Genomic DNA, 26,068 nt, shown 5'->3' on the forward strand with positions numbered 1-26,068 from the left:
ACGGGTCACTGCGACCCGCGGAAGCCGTCCCCCTCGACCACGGTCCCCGCGACCAGCGCCCCGGACATGCCCGCGTGCGCCAGGCCACCGCCCGGATGCGACCAGCCGCCCGCCAGCAACAGCCCAGGCAGCCGGGTGCGGTTGGCGGCGTGGAGGAACCCGCCCCCGGCACCCGCCAGCGCCGGTGCGGGAACGGCGCCGCCCTCCGCGCCCGTGTCCGCGGCCGTCTCGACGGGCGTCCGCACCCACGTGTGCAGCACCCGCTCGCGCAGACCCGGCACGGCCGCGCCCGCCGCGTCGATCAGCGTGTCCGCGTACCGCGCGCGCAGCGCCTCGTCCGTCCAGTCCACCGGGCCGTGCGGGGCGACCGTCGCCGTCAGCGTCACCGCCTCGTGCGCCGCGTCGGGTCGGGTCGAGGGGTCGTCAGGGCGCAGCACGGTCACCGTGGGGTGCGCGGCGGTCCGGCCCCCGAACACCGCCGCGCGCTCGGCCGCCCCGTCCGCCGGATGCACCACCGTCCGGTGCACGGCGTCCGCCGGCCGGCCCCCGCGCAGCGCCAGCAGGACCACGAACCGGCCGGCCGCACCGGCACCGCCCGCCCTCGGCTGCACCGTCACATCGCCCTCGTCCCACAGCTCCTGACCCGGCACCAGGTCCGGGCGCGGCCGTGCGCCCAGCACCACGCGGTCGGCCTCCGCGACCGTCCCGTCCGCCAGCTCCACCCCCGCCGCCCGGCCGTCCTTCTCCACGACCCGGGCCACCTCGGCTCCGAAGGCGAACTCCACCTTCCGCGCCAGGCACCGCTCGTACACCGCCCGCGCCAGCGCGCGCATGCCGCCCATGACGTACCAGCTGCCGAACGTCTCCTCCATGTACGGCAGGAGGGCCGCGCTCGCCGGGGCGCGCAGGGGGTCCAGGCCGTAGCCGAGCGCGTATCCGTCGAGCAGGGCCGCCAGCCGGGGGTCCGCCAGCTCCCAGGCGCCGATCTCCGCCACCGTCCCCGCCCGCCGGGCCGGGCGCAGCAGCCGCCGCCGCTCCTCGGCCGGATACGGATCGCGGGCCAGCACCTGCCAGTCGGGGCGCAGCGGCTCCTCCAGGAGCGGCCGGCGGGAGCGGTCCCAGGCATCCCGGGCCCGGTCGAGGAAGGCCCCCCACTTCGTGCCCGCCCCGCCGCCGAGCGCGGCGTCCAGGGCGGCGACGGTCCCGGCACGCGACGCGTTCGGCAGGGACACCGCGGTCCCGTCAGCGAAGACATGACGGCTCGCCGGGTCCACCTGGGCCAGCGTGACGCACCGCTCCAGCGGCTCCTTGCCGGTCTTCACGAACAGGTCCCGGTAGACCGCGGGGAGATGGAGCAGACCGGGCCCGGTGTCGAACGCGAAGCCCTCATCGGCGTGCCGGCCGAGCGAGCCGCCGTACGTCTGCGACCGCTCGTACACCGTCACCCGGTGGCCTGCCACGGCCAGCCGGGCCGCCGCCGCCATCGCGCCCATCCCGGCGCCGATCACCGCAATTCGTGCCATGGATGCGACCTTAACGGCCGCCACCGGCAGCCCGGCCGTCAGGTCGGCGGCCAGAAGGCAGCCGCCCGGGCCTGCCGCTTCTCCTCGCGGCGCTGCGCCCTGCGGCGCAGGAACCGGCGGATGCGGGAGGCCAGGAAGACCAGTATCACCACGCCGAGCAACAGCAGCGTCCCGGCGATGGCCGCCGCGATCCACGGGTGGAATATCGCGAAGGTGACGACCCCGGCGACGCCCAGGTCCTCGGCCGCGCTCAGCGCGATGTTGCTGAACGGCTCGGGGGAGGTGTTGACCGCCATCCGCGTACCGGCCTTCACCAGATGGCTCACCAGCGCGGTGGAACCCCCGATGGCACCGGCCGCGATCTGGGGCAGCGAACCGCTCTCCCCCGCCAGCAGCGCCGCCACGACCGCGCCCGCCACCGGTCTGACGACGGTGTGCACCGAGTCCCAGACCGTGTCGACGTACGGGATCTTGTCCGCGACCACCTCGAAGAGGAAGAGCACGGCGACGACCACGAGCACGTCGGTGCGCTGGAGCGAGGCGGGCACCTCGTCGCTGACGCCGGTCGCGCCGAAGACGCCGAGCAGGAGGACCACCGCGTACGCGTTGATCCCGCTCGCCCAGCCGCTTGTGAACACCAGGGGGAGTACGGACACGGACGCGATCGTAGCGAGGAGGTCGGACATCGCGGCAGGGCCCGGACGCCCAGCTCTGAGTACCCGTACTCAGAAGCCGGGATGAGTAGCCGCACGGATGGGCCGCGACCTGTCCGAACGGCAGAGTGGTCGCCACGGAAGGGGCACTGCCCCGGCACCCGCCGGCACGGGGCGGCGGTACCGGAGCGGCACTCCCTTCCGAACGGGGGTGCGCGGCGGAGGACTCGGGACCACGGGGGACACGGGGTCACGGGGGAAGGTCCTGCGGCAGCACGGAAGGCGCCGGTCGGGCGGGCTCGGAAGGATCGGGCCCCGCCGGACCGGCGCCTTCGTGCGCACGAGGGGGCGGGCGGCCTCAGTGGCCGCTGACGCGGCCGCGCAGCAGCAGGGACAGTGCCGAGTGCACGTCGTCGATCGAGCGCTCCGGCTGGAACGCCTGCCAGTCCAGCGCCGCCACCAGCACCATCCCGACCAGCGCCGCCGCCGTCAGCGGCACGTCGATCTCCTCGCTCAGCTCACCGCTCGCCACGCCTTCCGCGATGACGCCCTCCACCACGGCGACGGCGTCGCGGCGCACCACCAGCAGGGTGGACTGCCAGGCACGGTTGGTGCGCCACAGCTCGGCCACGTACAGCTGGGTGAAGGCGGGATAGCGGTCGATGAAGACCAGACCGGCCCGGATCATGGCGTCCAGCGCCTCGACCCGGCTGCCGCCGCGCGCACCGGTCTCCTCGGCCGCCGTCCGCAGGGACGCGGTGAGCAGCCCGACGCCGTGGCGCAGCAGCTCCTCGAAGAGCTCGGTCTTGCTCTTGAAGTTGTAGTAGACCGTGCCCTTCGCGACCCCGGCGCGGTCGGCGATCTCGTCCACCGTGGTCGCCGAGAAGCCCTTCTCGGCGATGAGGGTGACGGCCGCTTCGTAGAGCTTCTGCCGGGTGGCCTGGCGGCGCGTGCTGCTACTGCTTTCCATGCTCCTGATTCTCACAGGTCCGGGCAGGCTCACAGGCTCAGCTCCGGATGCAGCCGCTCCAGCGTCCACATCTGCTTGCGGCGCGCGGACAGCGCGGTCAGCGCGAGCGCCCCGGTGGTGAAGGCCACGAGGACCGCGCAGCCCTGCCAGACCGGGCCCGGTCCGCCGCCCGTGATCAGCCGGCGCAGCCCCTCGACGACATAGCTCATCGGCAGGTAGGGGTGGATCGCGTTGAAGAAGCCCGGACTGGTCTGTACGGGGTACGTGCCGCCTGCCGAGGTCAGCTGGAGCATCAGCAGCGCGAGGACGAGGATGCGCCCCGCCGCCCCGAAGCAGGCGTTCAGCCACTGCACGATCGCCGCGAAGCAGCAGGTGACCAGGGCCAGGAATCCGAGCGTCCCGGCGGTGTGCGCCATCCGCAGGCCCGGCCCCAGGTACAGGACGCTCATCAGCGCGGCCACCTGGAGCAGCCCGACCGCGGCCACCGGCAGCCAGCCCGCGAGGGCGATCCGCCGGGCCGGTGCCCCGGCGGCCAGGGCGCGCCGGCTGAGCGGCTGGATCAGCATGTACGCCACCATCGCGCCGACCCAGAGCGAGAGCGGGATGAAGTAGGGCGCGAAGCCGGTGCCGTAGTTGGGGGCGGGGTGCAGCGACTGGGAGGCCAGCCGCACCGGGTCGGCCATGACCTCAGTACGGGCGTCGCGGTCCTTCTTGCCGTAGTCGGGGATCTTGTCGACGCCGTCGCCGAGGCCCTGGGCGAGCGTGGCGGAGCCGTCGCTGAGCCGGACCATCCCCTTGTCCAGGCTCGTCGCGCCCTTGTCGAGCTTGCCGACGCCGGTTTTCAGGTCGGCCGAACCGGTCTTGGCCGTGGCCAGCCCGGTGTGCAGCCGGTCCGCGCCCTTGGCGACCTTGTGGGCGCCGGTGTTGAGCGCGTTGACCTTCTTGACGGCGGCTTCCAGGTCCTCGTCCAGGTGCGGGGAGCGCGCGGCGAGGGCCTTCGCCTGCTTCTCCAGGGTGGTCAGCTGGGTGCGCAGCTTCTTGAGGTCGCCGTTCTGGTTCTCGACCAGGGCGTTCACGTCGTCGGCCACGGCCGCGACATCGGCCGCCGCCGTCACGGCACGCTTGAGCGGCGGGCACACGGCGGGGTCGGGGTCCGGCTGCTCCTCGCACCGGGTGCGGTGGACCTCGGCGAGGTCGTCGGCGGCGGTGTGCGCGGCGCTCGCGGCGGTGGGCGCGGCCTTCACGAGCAGGTCGAGGTTGTCGCGCACGGTCTTGGAGGAGTCGGCGACGAGCCGGGCGGTGTCCCCGATGGCCTTGCCGTTGTCCTTCAGGAACGGGCGTACGTCGGCGGCGACCCCGTTGACCTTGTCGGCCAGCAGCTGGGTGCCGTCGGCGACCTGGCGCGAGCCGGTCTCCAGGTCGCCCGCGCCCTTGTCCAGCTTCACGATGCCGCCGGCCAGCTCGCTGCTGCCGGACTTCGCGTCCTTCAGCCCGTCCGCGAGGTCCTTCGAGCCCTTCTTCGCCCTGCCGATCCCGCTCTCGAGGTCGGCGGCGCCCTTGGCGGCCTTCGCCGTCTGGTCGTGGAGGTCGGAGAAGCTGATGAAGATCCGGTCGAGGAATCCGCGCGAGGCGTTGGCCGACGCGGCCGTGCGGACCTCGGAGAACACCGTCCGGGAGATCTGCCCGACGATGTAGTTGTTCGCGTCGTTGGTACGCACCTGGAGCGCGCCGGTCTCGGGGGAGTCGCCCGCGCTGGAGGCGATGCGCTCGCTGAAGTCGGAGGGCATGCGCAGCGAGAGGTAGTACGTGCCGTCCTCGACGCCCCTGTCCGCATCGGCGGCGCTCACCTCGTGCCAGGCGAAGACCTTGGAGTCGAGCAGCTTGCCGGTGATCTCGTCGCCCGCGGCGATGCGCCTGCCGTCGGCGGTGGCGCCCTTGTCGTCGTTGACCAGGGCGACCGGGATGCGGTCCAGGCGGCCGTACGGGTCCCAGAAGGACCACAGGTACAGGGCGCCGTAGAGCAGCGGGAGCAGCAGCAGCGCGGCGAGGGCGGCGCGCGGCAGCCGCCCCCTGCCGAAGCGCCTCAGCTCAAGCGCGGCCAGTCTCGGCGAACGCATCGGCCGTCCCTTCCTCGTGCGTGGTCGTGACGGACTGCTCGGCCTTCGCCGGCCCTTCGGCGTCGGTGGTGGTGCCGGACGCGGTGTCCGTGCGCGCGGTGCCGGTGCGTACGGTGACGGCGTCCTCGGGGGCCTCGCTGCAGACGGCCAGCACGGTCGTGCCGGCGCCGGCCACGGAACGCAGCAGCTCCCAGGCCCCGGCCCGCTCGGCGTCGGACAGCTTGAGGTCGGCGTCGTCCACCGCGAGCAACCGGGGCCGCCCGATCAGCGCGAGGGCGACGGACAGCCGCAGCGCCTCCAGCCGCTCCAGGTCCCGTACGGCGGTCCGCTCGGCCTTCGGCAGCGTGGCCGGGTCGAGCCCGGCGGCGTCCAGTGCGGCGTCGATCCGGGCCCGCGCAGCGGCGGCCCGCTCCCGGGGCGACCGCAGCAGGGCACGCACGGAGCCGCCGTAGCGGCGCTGGAGCAGGACCCGCTCGCGCAGGTGCTCGGCGACCGTGAACGCCGGGTCGAGCTCACTGACCCCCGGCACCGGGCCCAGGGCCGCGACACCGCGTACGGCGGCGGCCCGGCGCGGCAGGGCGAGGCCCCCGGTCGAGGCTTCGCCCTCGGTGGGACGCATACGGCCGGTGAGGGCGAGCAGAAGACAGGTACGGCCGGAGCCGGACGGGCCCTCGACCGCGATCAGGGAGCCGGGCCCGGCGTCGAAGGTCACGTCGCGGAAGGCCCAGCCGCGCGGCCCTTCGAGCCCGAGGCCCTCGGCCCTGACGGCTGCCCCGTGCGGACTGTCCACGGAACCCCTCCCCTTCTGCGGACTTCTTTGAACTGACTGGTCAGTGCAAAAAGGTAGCCCGAACTCGCGATCGAAGCAAAAGCCCAGGTCAGCGACCGATCGAGGTCGATTGTCAGTGGGGGCCGTCACGATGGATACAGACGGCCACGAAGCCGTTACCGAGACAGGAGGTTCTGTCATGGCCCACTCGTCCGCAGCCGCCGCTCCGCGACGCCGCGCAGACGGCCCTGCTCCCTCACCGACCGGCCCGGCCCAGGATGTCCACCCCGTCGTCCGGCGCACCACCGCGCCGCCCGCCGCCCTCGATCTCCTCGCCCAGGCCCGCGCCGGCCTGGCGGAGGCAGCTGTTCTCGACGTGCCCAACGAGCGGTACGCCACCGCACACCTCGCGGCCCTGCGCACCGCAGCGGCCGTCCTCGCCGTCCGGGGACGCCCCGAGACCTCGCGCCGGCGCCGGGAGAGGATCCGCAGCGCCTGGGAGATCCTGCCGGAGCTGGCCCCCGAGCTCGCCGAGTGGAGCGCCCTCTTCGCCGCCGGCGCCGCCCGGCGGGCCCGCGCGGAGGCGGGGATACCCGGCGCGGCCGGCCGGCGGGACGCGGACGACCTGCTGCGGGACGCGGCGATGTTCCTGCGCCTGGTCGAGCGGCTGCTCGTGCTCCAGCCGGTGCTGCCGCAGCCCCGCGGGGAGCGGCCCGACGCGGGATGACGGCGGGGGCGGCGCCAGGCAATAGGGTGGACGGGACCTATCACCTGCGCTGTTCACGCTCCGCCCCCGCCGGCGGCCCGTGCCGAGGAGTCAACTGCCGTGTCGGACCAGCTGCGCCCCCGCGCCTCCCTCCGTACCGCTGTGGTCTGGGAGGTCCTCAAGGACGCCCTCGACCGCCGGGTCAAGGCGACCGGCAGGGACGCCCTGGACGTGCTGGACACCGGCGGCGGCACGGGCAATTTCGCCGTGCCCGTCGCCCGTCTGGGCCACCGGGTCACCGTCGTCGACCCCAGCCCCAACGCCCTGTTCGCGCTGGAGCGCCGGGCCGCCGAGGCCGGGGTCGCCGACCGGGTGCGCGGGGTGCAGGGCGACATCCTCGGCCTGTTCGACGTGGTGGAGCGCGGTGGCTACGACGCGGTGCTCTGCCACGGCGTCCTGGAGTACGTGGACGACCCCGCCGAGGGTGTGCGGCACGCGGTCGGGGCCCTGCGCCCGGCCGGCGCCCTGAGCCTGCTCGCCGCCGGGCTGGGCGGCGCCGTCCTGGCCCGCGCGCTCGCCGGCCACTTCACCGAGGCCAGGCACGCGCTCGGCGACCCGGAGGGGCGGTGGGGCGAGGGCGACCCGATGCCCCGGCGGTACACGGCCGAACAGCTCACCGGCCTGGTCGCCGGCGCCGACGTGGAGGTCGGCGCTGTCCACGGCGTCCGCGTCTTCGCCGACCTCGTCCCCGGCGTCCTGGTGGACACCGAGCCCGGTGCGATGGAGGCCCTGCTCAAGCTGGAGGCCGCCGCCGCCGAACTGCCCGCGTTCCACTCGGTGGCCACCCAGCTGCACGTCCTGGGCACCAAGCGCGGCTGAGACCCCCCGGGGGTTACCGGCGGCAGCGCGGTTGATCAGCGACGCAGCGGCAGACGGAGTACGCACCAGCAGCCCCGTTCGGGGTTCCGGCCCCGTATGATCGGGGTACACCATCCGGCATGACGGATCGGAGGTTGGGGAATCAACGCCTCAGCAGCTGAGCCGTCGTGGCGGCCCGGACTGGCTGATTGGCAATGAGGGCGGGTTTCACGGGGACGATTCCCTGCCTATCCTGGAAGGGCCGCAAACCGGCCGCCCCCCGCGGCCGACGACGAGGAGGACTCCGTGCCGCTCTCGGAGCACGAGCAGCGAATGCTCGAGCAAATGGAGCGAGCGCTGTACGCCGAAGATCCCAAGTTCGCGACAGCGCTCGAGGGAAGTGGGCTGCGTACGTACACCCGGCGACGGGTCTACCAGGCAGTCGCTGGCTTTCTGGTGGGTATCGCGCTCCTCATGGCCGGAATGGTCGCCCAGCAGATCTGGATCAGTGTGGTGGGCTTCCTCGTCATGCTGGGCTGCGCGGTGCTCGCGGTCACCGGTTGGCGCAAGGCACCCAAGCCGGGCGAACAACAGGCGGTGCGCACCGGCGGTGCGGGCGAGCGCCGGCAGTCCCGACAGCGCCGGTCCGTGATGAACCGGATCGAGCAGCGGTGGCAGCGCCGCCGTGACGAGCAGGGTCAGTAGACGCAGCAGACGTACACAGCGCTTATGCGTGAGGGGCGGTCGCGGACATCGCGACCGCCCCTCACGCGTGCGGTGGGGATACGGACTCGGTGAAGCGGCGGGACCGTGGGCGTGAAGCGGCGGGCCTTGAGCCGGGGCGGGGGCGATCCGCCCCGGCCCCGGCCCGGCCTCACCCCTCCTGGCGGGACGGCCGGCGGGTCCAGGCCGGGCGGGCCGGGCTGGGCCTCTCGTCCGCGGCGAGACCCGCCACCGGTCGCGGCTGCGGCGCGTACAGCACCTGCTCCACCGCCCCCGCGACCCGGTGCACCGCGTCCGCCGCGTCCGTGTCCAGCCGGCCCAGGCGCACCAGCCGCTCGGCGGCCCTGCGCGGGGTCTGCGCCTCGTCCGGCGGGATGCCGTGGTCCCACGCCGTGTCGGTGACCTCCCGCCACACCGCCAGCGTCCTCGCGGTCGTGTCGGCGGGGGTGCGTCCGGCCGAGGAGCCCAGCCTGCGGGCCCGCGCCCGCAGCCGCCAGCACATCGGCAACAGGGGCAGCAGCAGGACCAGCACGGCCGCCAGGACGATGCCGAGCACGGTGCCCGCAGGGGTCCCCGTGTCCGTCGGCGCCGCGGCCCCCGGCATCGCGCTCTGACCGCACTCGCCCTGCTTGCGCATCTGCGCCGGGCAGCTGTCCGACGCGGACGGGGCGGCCGCCGCCGGCACCGAGGCGTCCGCCTCCGGCCGGGCCGGGTCCGCCGTGTCACCGGTCGGAGCGTCGGGCAGGGTGTACGACGGGACCGAGCCACGCGTCGGCGTCGGCTCGAAGCGGGTCCAGCCGGTGCCCTCGAAGTACAGCTCGGGCCAGGCGTGCGCGTCCCGCAGCCCGACCGAGTACGAACCGTCCGACTGCGCGGTGCCCGGGGTGAAGCCCACCGCGACCCGGGCCGGAATCCCCAGCGTCCGGGCCATCGCGGCCATCGCGAACGAGAAGTGGACGCAGAAACCCTCCTTGTCCTTGAGGAAACGGGCGATCGCGGCGGTGCCCGTACCCGAACCGACCGAGGTGTCGTACGTGAACCCGCCGTCGGTGGAGAAGTAGTCCTGGAGCTTCACCGCCCGCTCGTAGGCGTTGCCCGCGCCCTTCGTGACCCGGTCGGCGGTCTCCGCGACCACCTTCGGCAGCGAATCGGGAACCTGGGTGTACTCGCGCAGCAGCTCAGCGGGGACCACGCCCGCACGGGCCAGCTGTTCCGACGTCGGCTGCACTTCGAGGCTGGTCACCGAGTACTGCGCGCCGCTGGTGGTCTCCCCGTCGTCCCCGACGAGCGTGCGGCCCTCCGGTTCGAAGCGCCACCGCCCGCCGACCCGGACCTCGGCCGCCGGATAGGGCAGCGGCAGATAGGTCTGCCGGTACGAGCCGGAGGCCGACACGGTCGTTCTGACCTCCGTGACCGTGACGGCGGGGGAGAGGCCGGCCGGCGTCGGGAACCGCTTCGGCACGTCCTGCAGCCGGCGCGTCGAGGCCCGCCACTCGTTGCCGTCGAACCGGTCCAGGGCCAGGATGCGCAGATAGAAGTCGCCCGGGCTGCCGGTGTTGGTGCGGTACGACATGACCTGCCGGTTCTCCGGCTGGTTGAGGTTGTCCTGCAGCGAGACCAGGGGGTTCACCGCGGAGATGGTGCCGCCCCCGCCTCCCTTGCCGCCCCCGCTGCCCGTACCCGTCAGCAGCCCGCTGTCGAGCGCGGGCAGCGCCGCCGGCACGACCAGCGCGATCCCGAGGGCCAGCGCGCCGATCCGCCGCCCCGTGCGCACCGGGGCGAGCGCCCGGCCGCCCGAGGCGTCGGCCCCGGCGGACGAACCGCCGCCCCGGGGTCTCGCAGCCCCCGCGAAGACCCGGCCCCACTGGGAGAGCCGGTCGCGCCCCTCGGCCAGCAGGAGCAGCAGATAACCGCAGCCGGCCAGCAGGAACCACAGCCAGTCCGTGCCGCCCTCCGAGAGCCCGGCGGCGACCGAGTAGAGCGCCAGCAGCGGCAGCCCCGCGGGCGCGGCGCTGCGGAACGTCACCGCCAGCGTCTCCACCGCGAGCCCGACCAGCAGCACACCGCCCACCAGCATCAGCCGGATGCCCGGGGTGGCCGGCGCCGGAATCGCGTACCGGCCGACATCGTCCGTACCGGCCGACAGCAGGTCCGCGAGCTGCCGCACCGACTGCGGCCCGGGCAGCACGCCCGCCAGGGCCTGCTCCCTCGCGAACGCCACCGTCAGCAGCACCAGCATGACCAGCGCCTGGGCGGCGACCGTCAGCAGCCGGGGCAGCACCCGCCGGCCCAGCGCGCCCACCCCGGACTGGACGGCCAGCAGGAACGCGGCCTGCACGAGCCAGTTGGCCGGGTCCACCAGTGGCAGCATCGAACAGGCCGCCATCAGCGTCGCCGCGAAGGCGCACAGCGCCAGCCGACCACGACCGCTCATGACCGCCCCCTCATGACCAACCCCCGGAGAATCCCGCCGTACCCGAACCGGCCGCCGCACCGTGGCGGCCCGCCTGCTGCCACAGCGCGGTCAGCTCGGCGCCGGGCTCCACCGGCACCACCGTCCACCCCGCTTCGCACAGCGGCCGCACCCGCTGCTCGGACGCCGCACGGGTGGCGGGCGATGTGCCGCTCACCCAGGCGTCGCCGTCCAGGACGAAGGCCACGCCCCCGCCGCTGCGCTGCCGTATCCGGGCCGCGACTGCGGCCTGCTCCTCGTCCAGATCGCCGAGGAAGGCGATCAGCAGCCCTTCGTCGCCGCCGCGCAGCACGTCGTACGCGTGGGTCAGGCCCCCGCCGTCGGAGTGCTCGACGACCGCGAGGGTGTCCATCATCAGCGCTGCGGAGTCCGCGGTGTCCTGGGTGGCGCCGGCGAAGCCGCCCCCGCCCTCGCCCGGCACCGCGTCGCCCGCGTCGGTGAGCAGCCGGACCGCGAAGCCGCGCTCCAGCATGTGCACCAGCGTGGAGGCCGCCCCGGAGACGGCCCACTCGAACGCGGAGTCAGGCCCCGTCCCCCGGTAGGCGGTCCGCCGGGTGTCGAGCAGGACCGTGCACCTGGCGCGCTGCGGCTGCTCCTCGCGGCGCACCATCAGCTCGCCGTAGCGCGCGGTGGAGCGCCAGTGGACGCGCCGCAGGTCGTCCCCGTAGCGGTAGCCGCGCGGGATCACGTCGTCCTCGCCGGCCAGCGCCAACGACCGCTGACGGCCCTCGCCGTACCCGGAGGTCTCGCCGGCCAGCCGCACCGGCGGCAGCACCTCGGTCCGGGGCACCACGACCAGGGTGTCGTAGGCGCTGAAGGAACGCGTCAGCTCGCACATGCCGAACGGGTCGCTCAGCCGAAGCTGCAGCGGGCCGAGCGGGTAGCGCCCGCGCAGGTCGGAGCGCACCCGGTAGGAGACCTCGCGCCGCCCGCCCGCCTCCACCCGGTCCAGCACGAACCGGGGGCGCGGGCCGAGCACGTACGGCACCCGGTCCTGGAGCATCAGCAGGCCCGTGGGAAGCCGCGAGATGTTGTCCATGCGCAGGTGGACGCGGGCCTCGGAACCGGCCGGGACCCGCGACGGGGAGAGCCGGCGGGTGCCCGCGACCCGGTAGCGGGTCCGGTGAAGCACCGTCACACACACCAGCGGCAGCACGGCGAGCAGCAGACCGACCCGCAGCAGGTCGCCCTGGCCCAGCGCGTAGGCGCAGATCGCCGCGGCGATCCCGGCCGCGAGGAAGGACCGCCCCCGGGTGGTCAGGCCGCCGAGCGCGGCCCGTACACCGCCCTTGTCGTCGCTGCCGTCCACCGCGACGGGCCCCGCCGCGGCCATCACGGCCGCCGGATGCCGGGCTGCTGCAGGCCGCCGTACACCGGGCCCGCCTGGGGGTGCGGGGCGGCGACGGCCGTGCCGCCCGAGGCCGTGGGCACCGGGGTCTGCTGAAGGATCTCCAGCACGACCTGTTCGGCGCTGCGGCGGTTCAGCTGGGCCTGCGCGGTGGGCAGCAGCCGGTGGGCGAGCACCGCCACGGCCAGGGCCTGCACATCGTCCGGCAGGCAGTAGTCCCGGCCGCTCAGCGCGGCGGACGCCTTGGCGGCGCGCAGCAGATGCAGCGTGGCGCGCGGCGAGGCACCGAGCCGGAGGTCCGGGTGGTGGCGGGTCGCCCCGACGAGCTGGACCGCGTACCTGCGGACGGCCTCGGCGACATGGACCGCGCGCACCGCGTCGATCAGTTTCACGATCTCGTGCGCGTGCGCCACCGGCTGGAGGTCGTCCAGCGGGGAGAGCCCGCCGTGCACGTCGAGCATCCGCAGCTCGGCCTCCGCCGTGGGATAGCCGATCGACACCCGGGCCATGAACCGGTCGCGCTGGGCCTCGGGCAGCGGATACGTGCCCTCCATCTCCACCGGGTTCTGCGTGGCCACCACCATGAAGGGGTCGGGCAGCTCGTAGGTGTGCCCGTCGATGGTGACCTGGCGCTCCTCCATCGACTCCAGCAGCGCGGACTGGGTCTTGGGCGAGGCGCGGTTGATCTCGTCACCGATCACGACCTGGGCGAAGATCGCGCCCGGCTTGAACTCGAAGTCGCGGCGCTGCTGGTCGTAGATCGACACCCCGGTGATGTCCGAGGGCAGCAGGTCGGGCGTGAACTGGATGCGGCGCACCGAGCAGTCGATGGACCTGGCCAGCGCCTTGGCCAGCATGGTCTTGCCGACGCCGGGGACGTCCTCGATCAGCAGGTGCCCCTCCGCGAGCAGCACGGTCAGCGAAAGCCGTACGACCTCCGGCTTGCCCTCGATCACGGCCTCCACCGACCTGCGCACCCGCTCGGCGGTGGTGGTCAGATCTGTGAGGCTCGCTCGATCGTCATAGGTCGTCACCCGGCCCTCCTCGGCCCTGCCCCACGCTCACCAGGAGCACGGGATTCCCCAGTCATGGGCCGGTGCCCTCGTGCGGCCCGGCCCTCCCCGAAATGCGGACACCGCGCCGGACGACGAGGTCCGACGGGGTGTCACTCACGCATTCTTGTTGCCGTTACCGCTTCGTGTCACTCGCCTGTGGACAACCAGGGGCGATATGTCGGATTGGGTGAGGATTTCGTCACCGGAAGGTGTTCATCCACCACCTTCCAGCGACCCCGGCCGGGCAGCCGGGTCAGGAAGCCGGAGCGATCTCGCGCAGCTTTCCGGTGGTCACGTCGAAGACAAAACCGCGCACGTCGTCGGTGTACTTCAGGAACGGCGAGGTGCGCGCGCGCTGCATCGACTGCCGCACGTCCTGGTCGGCGTCGGTGTAGGACTCCACGGCCCAGGACGGGCGCTGGCCGACCTCCATCTCCAACTCCTGGCGGAAGTCCTCCGTGATCGACTCCATGCCGCAGTTCGTGTGGTGGATCAGGATGATGCTGCGGGTGCCGAGGGCCCGCTGACTGATCGCCAGCGAACGGATGACGTCGTCGGTGACCACACCGCCCGCGTTGCGGATGGTGTGGCAGTCGCCCAGTGACAGGCCGAGGGCCTTGTGCAGGTCGAGCCGGGCGTCCATACAGGCGACCACGGCGACGCGGAGCACCGGCTTGGCGTCCATCCCGGGGTCCTTGAATTCTGCGGCGTAACGGCCGTTCGCCTCGACCAGGCGGTCGGTGACCGTGCCGTCGGCGGCGGAGGCGGAGGTTTCGGCGGGGGAGTACGCGGAAGTCGACATGGACAAGACGTTAGCCCCCGCCACACGCCCGGACGGGAGGGGGAAGCGGACAAAAAACGACAACAGTGCTTGTTGTGAGGTAATCCACAAGCCCGACCGCGGCGGTCCGTGCGGGTGAAAGCGCGGCGGCCGACGCGCTGCCGGGTTGATTGATCGGGAATCGATCGAGTGGCAGGGTGGACTAAAGTGACGGGAAGTTACCGACACCCTGCACATTTCGAACTTTTCCCCGTGTGCGCGGCGTACGTACGGCCCGGCCCTCTCCCGCTCGCCGGTCGGCTGACGCCCCTTCCCCGGCGCCGGCGGACCTCCCCTTCGCGAGCGGGCGGGGACCAGGCCGTACGTCCCGCCACCCGGGACCTGAGCCTGAGAGGGCGCATGAGCCAGACCCGACACGTCCCGGTGATGCTCCAGCGATGCCTGGACCTGTTGGCACCGGCTCTGGAGGTGCCCGGCCCCCAGCCCCCCGTGGTCGTCGACTGCACCCTCGGCCTCGGCGGCCACAGCGAGGCGCTCCTCGCCGCCTTCCCCACCGCCCGGCTGATCGCCCTGGACCGGGACAAGGAGGCCCTCAGGCTCTCCGGCGAACGGCTCGCCCCCTACGGCGGCCGCGCCACCCTGGTGCACGCCGTCTACGACGAACTGCCCGAGGTGCTCGACCGGCTCGGCGTCCCCAAGGTGCAGGGCGTCCTGTTCGACCTCGGCGTCTCCTCCATGCAACTGGACGAGGCCGACCGCGGCTTCGCGTACGCCCGCGACGCCCCGCTCGACATGCGCATGGACCAGACGACCGGCATCGGCGCCGCCGAGGTCCTCAACACCTACCCGCCGGGCGAGCTGGTGCGCATCCTGCGCGCGTACGGCGAGGAGAAGCAGGCCAAGCGGATCGTCTCGGCCGTCGTGCGCGAGCGCGAGAAGGAGCCCTTCACCAACAGCGCCCGGCTCGTCGAGCTGATCCGCGAAGCCCTGCCGCAGGCCGCCATGCGCACCGGCGGCAACCCCGCCAAGCGCACCTTCCAGGCCCTGCGCATCGAGGTCAACGGGGAGCTCACGGTGCTGGAGCGGGCCATTCCGGCCGCCGTCCGGAGCCTCGCGGTCGGCGGCCGCATCGCGGTCCTGTCGTACCAGTCGCTGGAGGACCGGCTGGTCAAGCAGGTCCTCGCGGCCGGCGCCGCCAACACCGCGCCGCCCGGCCTGCCCGTCGTCCCCGAGCGCTACCAGCCCCGGCTGAAGCTGCTCACCCGGGGCGCCGAACTCCCCACCGAGGAGGAGGTCGCCGAGAACCGGCGGGCCGCCCCCGCCCGGCTGCGCGGCGCCGAGCGCATCCGCGAGGACGAGCGGTGAGCGCCCGGCGCCCGGCCGTCCGCGCCGGGGACGGAGCGGTGCGGTGAGCAAACCGGCCGGGCAGCTCAAAGGACGCGCCGCACGGCTCACCCGGCTGATGCCCGCCGGGCCGAGCACCGCGGCCCGCACCCCGTTCGTCCTGCTGGTCGTCCTGCTCCTGGGCGGCGGCCTGATCACCCTGCTGCTGCTCAACTCCGCGCTCAACGAAGGCTCGTTCAGGCTGAGCGAGCTGAAGAAGCGGACCACCGAGCTCACCGACGAGCAGCAGGCCCTCCAGCGCGACGTCGACGCCTCCTCCGAGCCCGACGCCCTGGCGCGCCGGGCCCGCGAGCTGGGCATGGTCCCCGGCGGCAGCCCCGCCTTCCTCGACCCGGACGGCACGGTCCGCGGGGTGCCCACCAAGGCCCCGCCGGCCCCGGTCGCCGCACCGTCGCCGACCACCCCCGCGCCGGTCGTGCCGACGCCCGCCGGCCCGCCCGCGACCACCCCATCGGATGCCGCGGCCACCATCCCCGCGCCCGGCACCGCGGCGGCGGGCCCGGGCACGTCCACGGCCTCCGGCGCACCGGCGGCACAGCCCTCCACGAGCCCCGGCAGGTGACCGAGTGTCCCCCCAGCAACCACCGCGCCGCCGGGTCCCCGGCCCCGCGCGTCCCCGCAACGCCGCCGGACGGGCGGACACCGCGCGACCGCTCCGGCCGGCCGCTGCGGCTGGGCAGCCCGCGCCCGAGACTGCGGCTGGTCAGCCTCGCCCTGACGCTCGTCATGATCGCGTTCGTCGTCCGGCTCCTCCAGGTCCAGGCCGTCGACGCCCACGCGTACGCCGCGAAGGCCGAGGAGAACCGCTACCTGAGCTACACCGTCGCCGCGGAGCGCGGTGAGATCACCGACCGCGGCGGCATCGCGCTGGCCACCAGCGTCGACGCGTACGACATCACGGCCGACCCCAAGATGTTCACACCGGCCGACAGCAAGGCGCCCGACGCCCCCCAGCAGGCCGCCGCCCTCCTCGCGCCGATCCTCGGCGCCGACGCGGCCGACCTGACGAAGAAGCTCTCCCAGCCCAAGAGCCGCTACGCGGTCCTGGCCCGCAGGCAGACCCCGCAGGTCTGGAAGCAGATCAAGGACCTCAAGACCGCCTTCGCCGAGAAGGCCGCGAAGGACAAGGCGGCCGGCGGCGCCGGCGCCAACGTGCTGGCCGGCGTCTTCCAGGAGGCGACCACCAAGCGCGTCTACCCCAACGGCGCGCTGGCCGCCGGGATACTGGGTTACGTCAACGCCGAGGGCAAGGGCGCGGGCGGCCTCGAATCGCAGCTGGACAAGGAGCTCGCCGGCGAGGACGGCACGATCAAGTACGCCCAGTCCGGCGGCCGGCGGGTGCCCACCGCGGGCACCAAGGAGGTGCCGGCGGTCGCCGGCTCCGACATCGAGCTGACCATCGACCGCGACATCCAGTGGGCGGCCCAGAAGGCCATCTCCGACCAGGTCGAGAAGTCCAAGGCCGACCGCGGCTACGTCATCGTGCAGAACACCCGCACCGGTGAGGTCCTCGCCATGGCCAACGCCCCGGGCTTCGACCCCAACGACCTCTCCCAGGCCGACGCCGCCTCCCTGGGCAACGCGGCCCTCCAGGACGTCTACGAGCCCGGCTCCACCAGCAAGGTGATGTCCATGGCCGCCGTGCTGGAGGAGGGCGTCGCCACCCCCCGTACGCACGTCACGGTCCCCAACCGGCTGCACCGGGGCGACCGGCTCTTCAAGGACGACGTCGACCACGCCACCTGGTACCTCACGCTCAACGGCGTACTCGCCAAGTCCAGCAACATCGGCACCATCATGGCCACCGGGCAGCTGGGGAAGACGCAGGCCGAGTCGAACAAGGTGCTGTACTCCTATCTGAGGAAATTCGGAGTCGGTTCGCCCACCGGCCTCGGCTACCCCGGCGAGACCCCCGGCATCCTCGCCAAGCCGCAGGACTGGTCGACCTCGCAGCAGTTCACGATCCCGTTCGGCCAGGGGCTTTCCCTCAACGCCATGCAGGCCGCCTCGATCTACTCCACGATCGCCAACGGCGGGGTCCGGATCGAACCGAGCCTCGTACGCGGCACCAGGGGCGCCGACGGCCGCTTCACCCCGGCCGAGGCCCCCGAACAGACCAGGGTGGTCAGCGAGAAGACCGCCAAGACGCTCGCCACCATGCTGGAGTCGGTGGTCGACGACGAGGAGGGCACCGGAACGGCGGCCAAGATCCCCGGCTACCGGGTCGCGGGCAAGACGGGTACGGCCAACCGGGTCGATCCGGTACGCGGCGGCTACCACGGCTACACCGCCTCCTTCGCCGGCTTCGCACCCGCCGACGACCCCCAGATCACCGTCTACTGCGCGATCCAGAACCCCACCAAGGGCAGTCACTTCGGCGGCCAGACCTGCGGCCCCATCTACAAGCAGGTCATGGAATTCGCCCTCAAGACGCTCCAGACCCCCCCGTCCGGCAGCGAGCCGGCCAGGCTGCCGGTGTCCTTCAAACCCGGCGAGTGAACTCGCGGAGACCACCAGTGACAACCATCACCCCCGATCCCGGGAACCGGAACGGGAACCCCCGCACCCCGGCCCCCTCACTTCGCGAGAGGCCCGGTGCGCCCGGTACGCTCACCGCCGTGCCCCACGCTGAACAGTCCCGAACGACCCAGAAGGACGCGCCTGTGAACTACCCGGGAGCGCCCCGCCCGGATCGGCTGCGGCCGACCTCCCTCGGAGAGCTGGCGGCCCGTCTGGGAGCCGAACCGCCGGGCACCGGCGACGTCACCGGCATCACCCACGACTCCCGCGCCGTACGCCCCGGAGACCTGTACGCGGCCCTGCCGGGCGCCCGGCTGCACGGCGCCGACTTCGCCGCCCAGGCGGCCGGCCTCGGCGCTGCGGCCATCCTCACCGACCCGTCCGGCGCCGAGCGCGCCCGGGCCACCGGGATCCCGGTGCTGGTCACCGACGACCCGCGCGGCCGAATGGGTGAGCTGGCTGCCGAGATCTACGGCCGCCCCGGCACCGGTCTCCTGCAGATCGGCATCACCGGCACCTCCGGCAAGACCACCACCGCCTACCTCGTGGAGGGCGGCTTCCGCGGCGCCGGACGCAGCACCGGCCTCATCGGCACGGTGGAGATGCGCATCGGCGACGAGCGCATCAAGTCCGAACGCACCACGCCGGAAGCCACCGACCTGCAGGCCCTGTTCGCCGTCATGCGCGAACGCGGCGTGGACGCCGTCACCATGGAGGTCTCCAGCCACGCCCTGGTGCTCGGCCGGGTCGACGGCTGCGTCTTCGACGTCGCCGTCTTCAACAACCTCAGCCCGGAGCACATGGAGTTCCACTCCGGCATGGAGGACTACTTCCAGGCCAAGGCGCGGCTGTTCACCCCGCAGCGCAGCAGGCGGGGCGTCGTCAACCACGACGACGAGTACGGCCGCAGGCTCGTCACCGAGGCGTCCGTGCCCATCACCACCTTCTCCGCCGAGGGCCACCCGGACGCCGACTGGCGCGCCGAGGACGTCGTCGTCGGCCAGCTCGGCTCCACCTTCACCGTCGTCGGCCCCAAGGGCGAGCGGGCCAACGCCAAGGCCCCGCTGCCCGGCCCGTTCAACGTCGCCAACACCCTGGCCGCCATCGTCACCCTCGCCGTCGCCGGCATCGACCCGCAGACCGCGGCCGACGGCGTCGCGTCCGTGCCCGGGGTGCCCGGACGGCTGGAGCGCGTCGACGCCGGACAGCCCTACCTCGCGCTCGTCGACTACGCGCACAAGACCGACGCGGTCGAGTCCGTGCTGCGCTCCCTGCGCAAGGTCACCAAGGGCAAGCTGCACATCGTCCTCGGCTGCGGCGGCGACCGCGACACCACCAAGCGCGGCCCGATGGGCGCCGCCGCGGCCCGGCTCGCCGACACCGCCGTGCTCACCTCCGACAACCCCCGTTCCGAGGACCCGCTCGGCATCCTCGCCGCCATGCTCGCCGGCGCCGCCGAGGTGCCCGTCCACGAGCGCGGTGACGTCCTGGTCGACGCCGACCGGGCCGCGGCCGTCGCCGCCGTCGTCGGCCGCGCCGAGCCCGGCGACACCGTGCTCATCGCCGGCAAGGGCCACGAGCAGGGCCAGGACGTCCACGGCGTCGTCCGCCCCTTCGACGACCGGGTGGTCCTGCGCGCGGCCATCGAGCGGTCCCTGGGACACGAGAGCGCCACCCCCCGTGCCGCCACCCACGAGAACAACAGTCAGGGATGACCAAGTGATCGCCCTTTCCCTCGCCGAGATCGCCGAAATCGTCGGCGGGCAGACGCACGACATACCGGATCAGGCAGCAACCGTCAGCGGGCCGGTCGTCATCGACTCCCGGAAAGTGACCCCGGGCTGTCTCTTCGTCGCCTTCGCCGGTGAACGCGCCGACGGCCACGACTACGCCGAGCGCGCCGTCGAGGCGGGCGCGGCCCTCGTCCTGGCCACCCGCCCCGTCGGTGTGCCCGCGATCGTCGTGGACGACGTGGTGGCGGCCCTCGGCGCGCTCTCCCGCGCCGTCGTCGCCCGCCTCGGCGCCACCGTCGTCGCCCTCACCGGCTCCGCGGGCAAGACCTCCACCAAGGACCTCATCGCCCAGCTCCTGGAGCGCAAGGGGCCCACCGTCTACCCGGAGGGCAACCTCAACAACGAGATCGGCCTGCCGCTCACCGCGCTGCGCGCCACCGACGAGACCCAGCACCTGGTCCTCGAAATGGGTGCCCGCTACATCGGCGACATCCGCTATCTCACCGGACTCGTCCCGCCGCGCATCGGCCTCGTGCTCAACGTCGGCAGCGCGCACATCGGCGAGTTCGGCGGCAAGGAGCAGATCGCGCAGGCCAAGGGCGAGATGGTCGAGTCGCTGCCCGAGGACGGAGTCGCCGTGCTCAACGCCGACGACCCCCTCGTACGCGCCATGGCCTCCCGCACCAAGGCCCGCGTGGTGCTCTTCGGTGAAGGCGCGGATGCGGACGTACGGGGTGAGAACGTCCACCTCACCGACGACGGACGCCCCGCGTTCCGCCTCCACACACCCACCGGGTGCAGCGATGTGACCATGCGCCTGTACGGTGAGCACCACGTGTCGAACGCGCTCGCCGCGGCCGCCGTCGCCCATGAGCTGGGCCTGTCCGCAGACGAGATCGCCGAAGCGCTCTCCGATGCGGGCACCCTCTCCCGCTGGCGCATGGAGGTCACCGAGCGTCCGGACGGCGTGACGTTCGTCAATGACGCCTACAACGCCAACCCCGAATCCATGAAGGCCGCGCTGCGCGCGCTGGCCGCCATGGGGAAGGGGCGTCGTACGTGGGCGGTGCTCGGCCTGATGGCCGAGCTCGGCGGCGCCTCGCTCGCCGAGCACGACGCGGTCGGACGGCTCGCCGTCCGGCTCAACGTCAGCAAGCTCGTCGCGGTCGGGGGCAGAGAAGCCTCCTGGCTGCAACTGGGCGCATACAACGAGGGTTCGTGGGGTGAGGAGTCGGTGCACGTGTCCGACGCACAGGCTGCCGTCGACCTGTTGCGCAGGGAACTGCGCCCGGGAGACGTCGTGCTGGTGAAGGCGTCCCGGTCGGTCGGCCTGGAGCAGGTCGTAACGGCACTGCTGGAGAACGCGACCGAGGGCGAGGTCGCGGGCCGATGAGGCAGATCCTCTTCGCGGGAGCCATCGGGCTCTTCCTGACCCTGGTCGGCACTCCGCTGCTGATCAAGCTCCTGGCCCGCAAGGGATACGGGCAGTTCATCCGGGACGACGGGCCGCGCACGCACGGTTCCAAGAAGGGCACGCCCACGATGGGCGGTATCGCCTTCATCCTGGCGACGCTCATCGCGTACTTCCTGGCGAAGGTGATCACCGGCGAGGAGATGCGCTTCTCCGGTGTGCTGGTCCTCTTCCTGATGGCCGGCATGGGTCTCGTCGGCTTCCTCGACGACTACATCAAGATCGTCAAGCAGCGCTCGCTCGGTCTGCGGGCCAAGGCGAAGATGGCCGGCCAGCTGATAGTCGGGATCGCCTTCGCGGTGCTCTCGCTCCAGTTCGCCGACGCCCGGGGCAACACCCCGGCGTCCACCAAGCTCTCCTTCGTCGAGGACTTCGGCTGGTCCATCGGCCCGGTGATCTTCGTCGTCTGGGCCCTGTTCATGATTCTCGCCATGTCCAACGGCGTGAACCTGACGGACGGTCTGGACGGCCTCGCCACCGGTGCGTCGGTGATGGTCTTCGGCGCGTACACCTTCATCGGGCTCTGGCAGTTCCAGGAGTCCTGCGCCAACGCCAACACCCTCACCAACCCGAGCGCCTGTTTCGAAGTGCGCGATCCACTCGACCTCGCGGTCGTCGCCTCCGCGCTGATGGGCTCCTGCTTCGGCTTCCTGTGGTGGAACACCTCCCCGGCCAAGATCTTCATGGGGGACACCGGCTCGCTCGCCCTCGGCGGCGCGCTCGCGGGCCTCGCGATCTGCTCGCGCACCGAGTTCCTGATGGCGGTGCTCGGCGGCCTCTTCGTGATGATCACGATGTCCGTCGTCATCCAGGTCGGCTCGTTCAAGATGACCGGCAAGCGCGTCTTTCGCATGGCGCCGCTCCAGCACCACTTCGAACTCAAGGGGTGGTCCGAAGTCCTTGTCGTGGTCCGCTTCTGGATCATCCAGGGCATGTGCGTGATCGTCGGACTCGGCCTCTTCTACGCAGGATGGGCAGCCAAGAAGTGAGCAACGTGGACTGGCAGGGCAAGCACGTCACGGTCGCCGGGCTCGGAGTCTCCGGAATCCCGGCGGCCCGGGTGCTGCACGGCCTCGGCGCCGTCGTCACCGTCGTCAACGACGGGGACGACGAGCGCTCGCGCGCCCAGGCGGCCGAGCTGGAGGCGCGGGGCATCACCGTGCGCCTCGGCGACGGCGACACCCTGCCCGCGTCCACCGAACTCGTCGTCACCGCCCCCGGCTGGAAGCCCGGCAAGCCGCTGTTCGCCGCGGCCGCCGACGCGGGCGTCCCGGTCTGGGGCGACGTCGAACTCGCCTGGCGGCTGCGCGGGCTGGACGGCAGGCAACCAGCACCCTGGCTCGCGGTCACCGGCACCAACGGCAAGACCACGACCGTACGGATGCTCGCCTCCATCCTGGAGGCGGCCGGGCTGCGCACCGCCGCCGTCGGCAACATCGGCGTCTCCCTCCTGGACGCCGTGGCCGGCGAACAGACCTACGACGTGCTCGCCGTCGAACTCTCCAGCTACCAGCTGCACTGGGCGCCCTCGCTGCGCGCCCACTCCGCCGCCGTGCTCAACCTGGCCCCCGACCACCTCGACTGGCACGGCTCCATGGAGGCGTACGCCGCCGACAAGGGCCGGATCTACGAGGGCAGCCGGGTCGCCTGCGTGTACAACGCCGCCGACCCCGCCACCGAGGACCTGGTGCGCGAGGCGGACGTCGAGGAGGGCTGCCGGGCCATCGGCTTCACCCTCGCCACCCCCGGACCCTCGCAGCTCGGCGTGGTCGACGGCATCCTCGTGGACCGGGCCTTCGTGGCCAACCGGCAGAAGCAGGCCCAGGAGCTCGCCGAGGTCGCCGACGTCAACCCGCCGGCCCCGCACAACATCGCCAACGCCCTGGCCGCCGCCGCCCTGGCCCGCGCCTTCGGCGTCGAGCCCGCCGCCGTGCGCGACGGGCTGCGCAACTTCCGCCCCGACCCGCACCGCATCGAGCACGTCGCGGACGTCGACCGGGTCGCGTACGTGGACGACTCCAAGGCCACCAACACGCACGCCGCCGAAGCCTCCCTCGCCGCCTACGACTCCATCGTCTGGATCGCCGGCGGCCTGGCCAAGGGCGCCACGTTCGACGAGCTGGTGACCGGCTGCGCCAAGCGCCTGCGGGGCGTCGTACTGATGGGCGCGGACCGGGCCCTGATCCGCGAAGCCCTCGCGCGACACGCCCCCGAGGTCCCGGTGGTCGACCTCGACCGGACCGACACTGGGGCGATGTCCGAGGCGGTCCGCGAGGCGGCACGGCTCGCCCGGCCGGGAGACACCGTACTGATGGCCCCGGCCTGCGCCTCCATGGACATGTTCGTCAACTACAACAAGCGGGGCGAGGCATTCGCGGACGCCGTCCGCGCACGCGCCGCCGAGAGCGCCTGACGGGCCCGGCCGCCGCGCCGCACCGTCCCGGGCCACCGGGGCGCGTACGGCGGTGCCGGGGCGGTGCCCCGGCACCGTGGCCCCGGGCACGAGCAGTGGAGGGGACAGGGACATGCCGGCCGAAGAGAGCGTGCGCGTACGGCCCGCCAAGGCGCGGCGCCCCGCGGCGGTGCGCGTCCGGAGCACGGGCGGCCCCCGCAGCCCCCGCGGCGGCGGTGCGCGGCGGCTGTACGAGCGGGCACGCCGGGCCTGGGACCGCCCGCTGACGGCGTACTACGTGATCCTGGGCGCCGGACTGCTGATCACCGTGCTCGGCCTGGTGATGGTCTACTCCGCCTCGATGATCAAGGCCCTGGAACTCGGCAAGCCGGGCACCTACTTCTTCCGCAAGCAGTTCCTGGCCGCCGTGATCGGGGCCGGGCTGATGGCGATCGCCGCCCGGATGCCGGTCAAGCTGCACCGGGCGCTGGCCTACCCGCTGCTCATGGGCGCCGTCTTCCTGATGGTGCTGGTCCAGGTGCCGGGGATAGGGATGTCGGTCAACGGCAACCGCAACTGGCTCTACCTGGGCGGCCCCTTCCAGCTCCAGCCCAGCGAGTTCGGCAAGCTGGCCCTCGTGCTGTGGGGGGCCGACCTGCTCGCCCGCAAACAGGACAAGCGGCTGCTGACCCAGTGGAAGCACATGCTCGTGCCGCTGGTCCCGGTCGCCTTCATGCTGCTCGGGCTGATCATGCTCGGCGGCGACATGGGCACTGCGATCATTCTCACGGCCATCCTCTTCGGGCTGCTCTGGCTGGCCGGTGCGCCGACCCGGCTGTTCGCCGGAGTGCTCGCCACCGCAGGGCTCATCGGCTTCCTGCTGATCAAGACCAGCCCCAACCGCATGTCCCGGCTGGACTGCATGGGAGCCAACGAACCCGGCCCCGGCGGCTCGTGCTGGCAGGCCGTGCACGGTATCTATGCTCTGGCGTCGGGCGGATGGTTCGGATCGGGGCTCGGTGCGAGTGTGGAAAAATGGGGTCAACTTCCAGAACCCCACACCGACTTCATCTTCGCCATCACCGGGGAGGAACTGGGGTTGGCGGGGACGCTGTCGGTACTCGCCCTCTTCGCGGCTCTAGGCTATGCGGGTATCCGCGTGGCGGGACGCACGGAGGACCCCTTCGTGAGGTACGCAGCGGGAGGTGTGACCACCTGGATCACGGCGCAGGCCGTGATCAACATCGGTGCGGTGCTCGGCCTGCTGCCGATCGCCGGTGTCCCGCTCCCGCTGTTCTCCTACGGGGGGTCGGCCCTGCTGCCGACCATGTTCGCCGTCGGGCTGCTGATCGCGTTCGCGCGGGACGAGCCCGCCGCGAAGGCGGCCCTGGCCGTGCGGAGGCCCGGGGTGAGATGGAAGACGATGAGACGGCGCGTCAAGAAGCGTTCGTCCGGAGAGCGGTGAATTTCGGTGCATGTCGTACTCGCCGGCGGGGGGACCGCCGGCCACATCGAGCCCGCGCTTGCCCTCGCAGACGCCCTGCGCAGGCAGGACCCGAGCGTGGGGATCACCGCTCTCGGCACGGAGCGCGGACTCGAGACCAGGCTCGTACCCGAGCGGGGGTACGAACTCGCCCTGATCCCGGCCGTACCGCTGCCGCGCAAGCCGACCCCCGAACTCATCACCGTCCCGGGCCGGCTGCGCGGCACCATCAAGGCCGCCGAGCAGATCCTCGAACGCACCGGGGCCGACTGCGTGGTCGGCTTCGGCGGCTACGTCGCCCTGCCCGGCTACCTGGCCGCCAAGCGCGCCGGCGTCCCGATCGTGGTCCACGAGGCCAACGCCCGCCCCGGCCTGGCCAACAAGATCGGCTCGCGGTACGCGCACGGCGTCGCCGTCTCCACGCCCGACAGCAAGCTGCGCGGCGCCCGCTACATCGGCATCCCGCTGCGCCGCACCATCGCCACCCTCGACCGGGCCCGGGTCCGCCCGGAGGCGCGTGCCGCGTTCGGCCTTGACCCCAACCTGCCCACGCTGCTGGTCTCGGGCGGCTCGCAGGGCGCCCGCCACCTCAACGAGGTGGTCCAGCGGGTCGCGCCGCTGCTCCAGCGCTCCGGCATCCAGATCCTGCACGTGGTCGGCCCGAAGAACGAATTGCCGCGCGTGGACAACATGCCCGGAATGCCCCCCTACATCCCGGTACCGTACGTGGACCGGATGGATCTCGCGTACGCCGCGGCCGACATGATGCTCTGCCGCGCGGGCGCGATGACCGTCGCCGAACTCTCCGCCGTCGGGCTGCCCGCCGCCTACGTCCCGTTGCCCATCGGCAACGGCGAACAGCGGCTGAACGCCCAGCCGGTGGTCAATGCCGGCGGCGGCCTGCTGGTGGACGACGCCGCGCTCACCCCCGAGTGGGTGCAGGGCAACGTCCTCCCGGTGCTGTCCGATCCGCACCGGTTGTATGAAATGTCCCGCGCCGCCGCCGAGTTCGGCCGCCGGGATGCCGACGATCTGCTGGTCGGCATGGTGTACGAGGCGATTGCCGCACGCCGTAACGCGTGAGGCGGG

Annotated in this window: 20 protein-coding genes and 1 pseudogene; 12 read left to right on the forward strand and 9 right to left on the reverse strand. The window is 72.9% G+C overall.

What is annotated here, in order from left to right; translation table 11 throughout:
* Positions 1-5: 5 nt before the first annotated feature.
* The 5 genes from E6R18_RS03110 to E6R18_RS03130 all read right to left on the reverse strand — a co-directional run bounded on the left by E6R18_RS03110 (position 6) and on the right by E6R18_RS03130 (position 6,053).
* A complete protein-coding gene (locus E6R18_RS03110; protein WP_240799577.1) occupies positions 6-1,523 on the reverse strand; it encodes an NAD(P)/FAD-dependent oxidoreductase in 1,518 nt (505 codons plus the stop codon).
* Between the two features lie 38 nt (positions 1,524-1,561).
* Positions 1,562-2,179, reverse strand: coding sequence for a DUF4126 domain-containing protein (locus tag E6R18_RS03115; protein ID WP_206308202.1), 618 nt, complete (start codon positions 2,177-2,179; stop codon positions 1,562-1,564).
* A gap of 355 nt (positions 2,180-2,534) precedes the next feature.
* Positions 2,535-3,146 (reverse strand): TetR/AcrR family transcriptional regulator, encoded by a 612-nt coding sequence (locus tag E6R18_RS03120; protein WP_136315273.1) that lies wholly within the window; start codon positions 3,144-3,146, stop codon positions 2,535-2,537.
* 29 nt (positions 3,147-3,175) lie between these two features.
* Entirely contained in the window at positions 3,176-5,263 is a 2,088-nt protein-coding gene (locus E6R18_RS03125; protein WP_136315274.1) for a YhgE/Pip domain-containing protein, read from the reverse strand.
* The gene (locus E6R18_RS03130; protein WP_136315275.1) at positions 5,235-6,053 is read right to left on the reverse strand and encodes an ATP-binding cassette domain-containing protein; all 819 of its coding nucleotides are present in this window, start codon (positions 6,051-6,053) and stop codon (positions 5,235-5,237) included. The genes E6R18_RS03125 and E6R18_RS03130 overlap by 29 nt, the downstream gene beginning before the upstream one ends.
* A 178-nt stretch (positions 6,054-6,231) precedes the next feature.
* On the opposite strand from E6R18_RS03130, the gene E6R18_RS03135 reads away from it, so the two are divergent.
* The 3 genes from E6R18_RS03135 (at position 6,232) to E6R18_RS03145 (ending at position 8,301) form a co-directional block, all read left to right on the forward strand.
* The gene (locus E6R18_RS03135) at positions 6,232-6,759 is read left to right on the forward strand and encodes an SAV_6107 family HEPN domain-containing protein (protein ID WP_136315276.1); all 528 of its coding nucleotides are present in this window, start codon (positions 6,232-6,234) and stop codon (positions 6,757-6,759) included.
* A gap of 99 nt (positions 6,760-6,858) precedes the next feature.
* Positions 6,859-7,617 (forward strand): methyltransferase, encoded by a 759-nt coding sequence (locus E6R18_RS03140; protein WP_136315277.1) that lies wholly within the window; start codon positions 6,859-6,861, stop codon positions 7,615-7,617.
* A gap of 285 nt (positions 7,618-7,902) precedes the next feature.
* Entirely contained in the window at positions 7,903-8,301 is a 399-nt protein-coding gene (locus E6R18_RS03145; protein ID WP_136315278.1) for a DUF3040 domain-containing protein, read from the forward strand.
* A 169-nt stretch (positions 8,302-8,470) separates the two neighbouring features.
* Here E6R18_RS03145 and E6R18_RS03150 read toward each other — a convergent pair whose 3' ends face one another.
* From E6R18_RS03150 to E6R18_RS03165, 4 genes are all read right to left on the reverse strand, one after another.
* A complete protein-coding gene (locus tag E6R18_RS03150) occupies positions 8,471-10,753 on the reverse strand; it encodes a DUF3488 and transglutaminase-like domain-containing protein (protein ID WP_136315279.1) in 2,283 nt (760 codons plus the stop codon).
* Positions 10,754-10,763: 10 nt separating this feature from the next.
* Entirely contained in the window at positions 10,764-12,125 is a 1,362-nt protein-coding gene (locus E6R18_RS03155) for a DUF58 domain-containing protein (protein ID WP_136315280.1), read from the reverse strand.
* Positions 12,125-13,174, reverse strand: a complete 1,050-nt coding sequence (locus tag E6R18_RS03160) for a MoxR family ATPase (RefSeq protein ID WP_136315281.1) — start codon at positions 13,172-13,174, stop codon at positions 12,125-12,127. Before E6R18_RS03160 ends, E6R18_RS03155 begins: the two co-directional genes overlap by 1 nt.
* A 274-nt stretch (positions 13,175-13,448) precedes the next feature.
* Positions 13,449-13,997 (reverse strand): carbonic anhydrase, encoded by a 549-nt coding sequence (locus E6R18_RS03165; protein WP_136315282.1) that lies wholly within the window; start codon positions 13,995-13,997, stop codon positions 13,449-13,451.
* A gap of 378 nt (positions 13,998-14,375) precedes the next feature.
* On the opposite strand from E6R18_RS03165, the gene rsmH reads away from it, so the two are divergent.
* The 9 genes and pseudogenes from rsmH (at position 14,376) to murG (ending at position 26,062) form a co-directional block, all read left to right on the forward strand.
* A complete protein-coding gene (gene rsmH / locus E6R18_RS03170) occupies positions 14,376-15,341 on the forward strand; it encodes a 16S rRNA (cytosine(1402)-N(4))-methyltransferase RsmH (RefSeq protein ID WP_136315283.1) in 966 nt (321 codons plus the stop codon).
* Positions 15,342-15,438: 97 nt separating this feature from the next.
* Positions 15,439-15,942 (forward strand): cell division protein FtsL, encoded by a 504-nt coding sequence (locus E6R18_RS03175; protein WP_136315403.1) that lies wholly within the window; start codon positions 15,439-15,441, stop codon positions 15,940-15,942.
* A gap of 4 nt (positions 15,943-15,946) precedes the next feature.
* Positions 15,947-17,879, forward strand: a pseudogene (locus tag E6R18_RS03180) (penicillin-binding protein 2).
* A gap of 164 nt (positions 17,880-18,043) precedes the next feature.
* Complete coding sequence (locus E6R18_RS03185) at positions 18,044-19,615, forward strand: UDP-N-acetylmuramoyl-L-alanyl-D-glutamate--2,6-diaminopimelate ligase (RefSeq protein WP_206308208.1); 1,572 nt, start codon at positions 18,044-18,046, stop codon at positions 19,613-19,615.
* A 4-nt stretch (positions 19,616-19,619) separates the two neighbouring features.
* Positions 19,620-21,026: a UDP-N-acetylmuramoyl-tripeptide--D-alanyl-D-alanine ligase gene (murF, locus tag E6R18_RS03190; RefSeq protein ID WP_136315286.1), complete on the forward strand. Its 1,407-nt coding sequence runs from the start codon at positions 19,620-19,622 to the stop codon at positions 21,024-21,026.
* Positions 21,023-22,093, forward strand: coding sequence for a phospho-N-acetylmuramoyl-pentapeptide-transferase (gene mraY, locus E6R18_RS03195; RefSeq protein ID WP_136315287.1), 1,071 nt, complete (start codon positions 21,023-21,025; stop codon positions 22,091-22,093). Before murF ends, mraY begins: the two co-directional genes overlap by 4 nt.
* Entirely contained in the window at positions 22,090-23,517 is a 1,428-nt protein-coding gene (gene murD / locus E6R18_RS03200; protein ID WP_136315404.1) for a UDP-N-acetylmuramoyl-L-alanine--D-glutamate ligase, read from the forward strand. The genes mraY and murD overlap by 4 nt, the downstream gene beginning before the upstream one ends.
* A gap of 112 nt (positions 23,518-23,629) precedes the next feature.
* The gene (ftsW, locus tag E6R18_RS03205) at positions 23,630-24,961 is read left to right on the forward strand and encodes a putative lipid II flippase FtsW (RefSeq protein WP_136315288.1); all 1,332 of its coding nucleotides are present in this window, start codon (positions 23,630-23,632) and stop codon (positions 24,959-24,961) included.
* Between the two features lie 6 nt (positions 24,962-24,967).
* Positions 24,968-26,062, forward strand: a complete 1,095-nt coding sequence (murG, locus tag E6R18_RS03210) for an undecaprenyldiphospho-muramoylpentapeptide beta-N-acetylglucosaminyltransferase (protein WP_136315289.1) — start codon at positions 24,968-24,970, stop codon at positions 26,060-26,062.
* The last annotated feature ends 6 nt before the right edge of the window (positions 26,063-26,068 follow it).

The sequence above is a fragment of the Streptomyces sp. A1277 genome (genome assembly GCF_004795015.1).
Lineage (GTDB): Bacteria > Actinomycetota > Actinomycetes > Streptomycetales > Streptomycetaceae > Streptomyces.

Coding starts and splice junctions, on each gene's coding strand:
- E6R18_RS03110 (WP_240799577.1), bottom strand. CDS start 1,523: ATGGCACGAATTGCGGTGATCGGCGCCGGGATGGGCGCGATGGCGGCG.
- E6R18_RS03120 (WP_136315273.1), bottom strand. CDS start 3,146: ATGGAAAGCAGTAGCAGCACGCGCCGCCAGGCCACCCGGCAGAAGCTC.
- E6R18_RS03125 (WP_136315274.1), bottom strand. CDS start 5,263: ATGCGTTCGCCGAGACTGGCCGCGCTTGAGCTGAGGCGCTTCGGCAGG.
- E6R18_RS03135 (WP_136315276.1), top strand. CDS start 6,232: ATGGCCCACTCGTCCGCAGCCGCCGCTCCGCGACGCCGCGCAGACGGC.
- E6R18_RS03150 (WP_136315279.1), bottom strand. CDS start 10,753: ATGAGCGGTCGTGGTCGGCTGGCGCTGTGCGCCTTCGCGGCGACGCTG.
- E6R18_RS03155 (WP_136315280.1), bottom strand. CDS start 12,125: ATGGCCGCGGCGGGGCCCGTCGCGGTGGACGGCAGCGACGACAAGGGC.
- E6R18_RS03165 (WP_136315282.1), bottom strand. CDS start 13,997: ATGTCGACTTCCGCGTACTCCCCCGCCGAAACCTCCGCCTCCGCCGCC.
- rsmH (WP_136315283.1), top strand. CDS start 14,376: ATGAGCCAGACCCGACACGTCCCGGTGATGCTCCAGCGATGCCTGGAC.
- E6R18_RS03175 (WP_136315403.1), top strand. CDS start 15,439: ATGCCCGCCGGGCCGAGCACCGCGGCCCGCACCCCGTTCGTCCTGCTG.
- mraY (WP_136315287.1), top strand. CDS start 21,023: ATGAGGCAGATCCTCTTCGCGGGAGCCATCGGGCTCTTCCTGACCCTG.
- ftsW (WP_136315288.1), top strand. CDS start 23,630: ATGCCGGCCGAAGAGAGCGTGCGCGTACGGCCCGCCAAGGCGCGGCGC.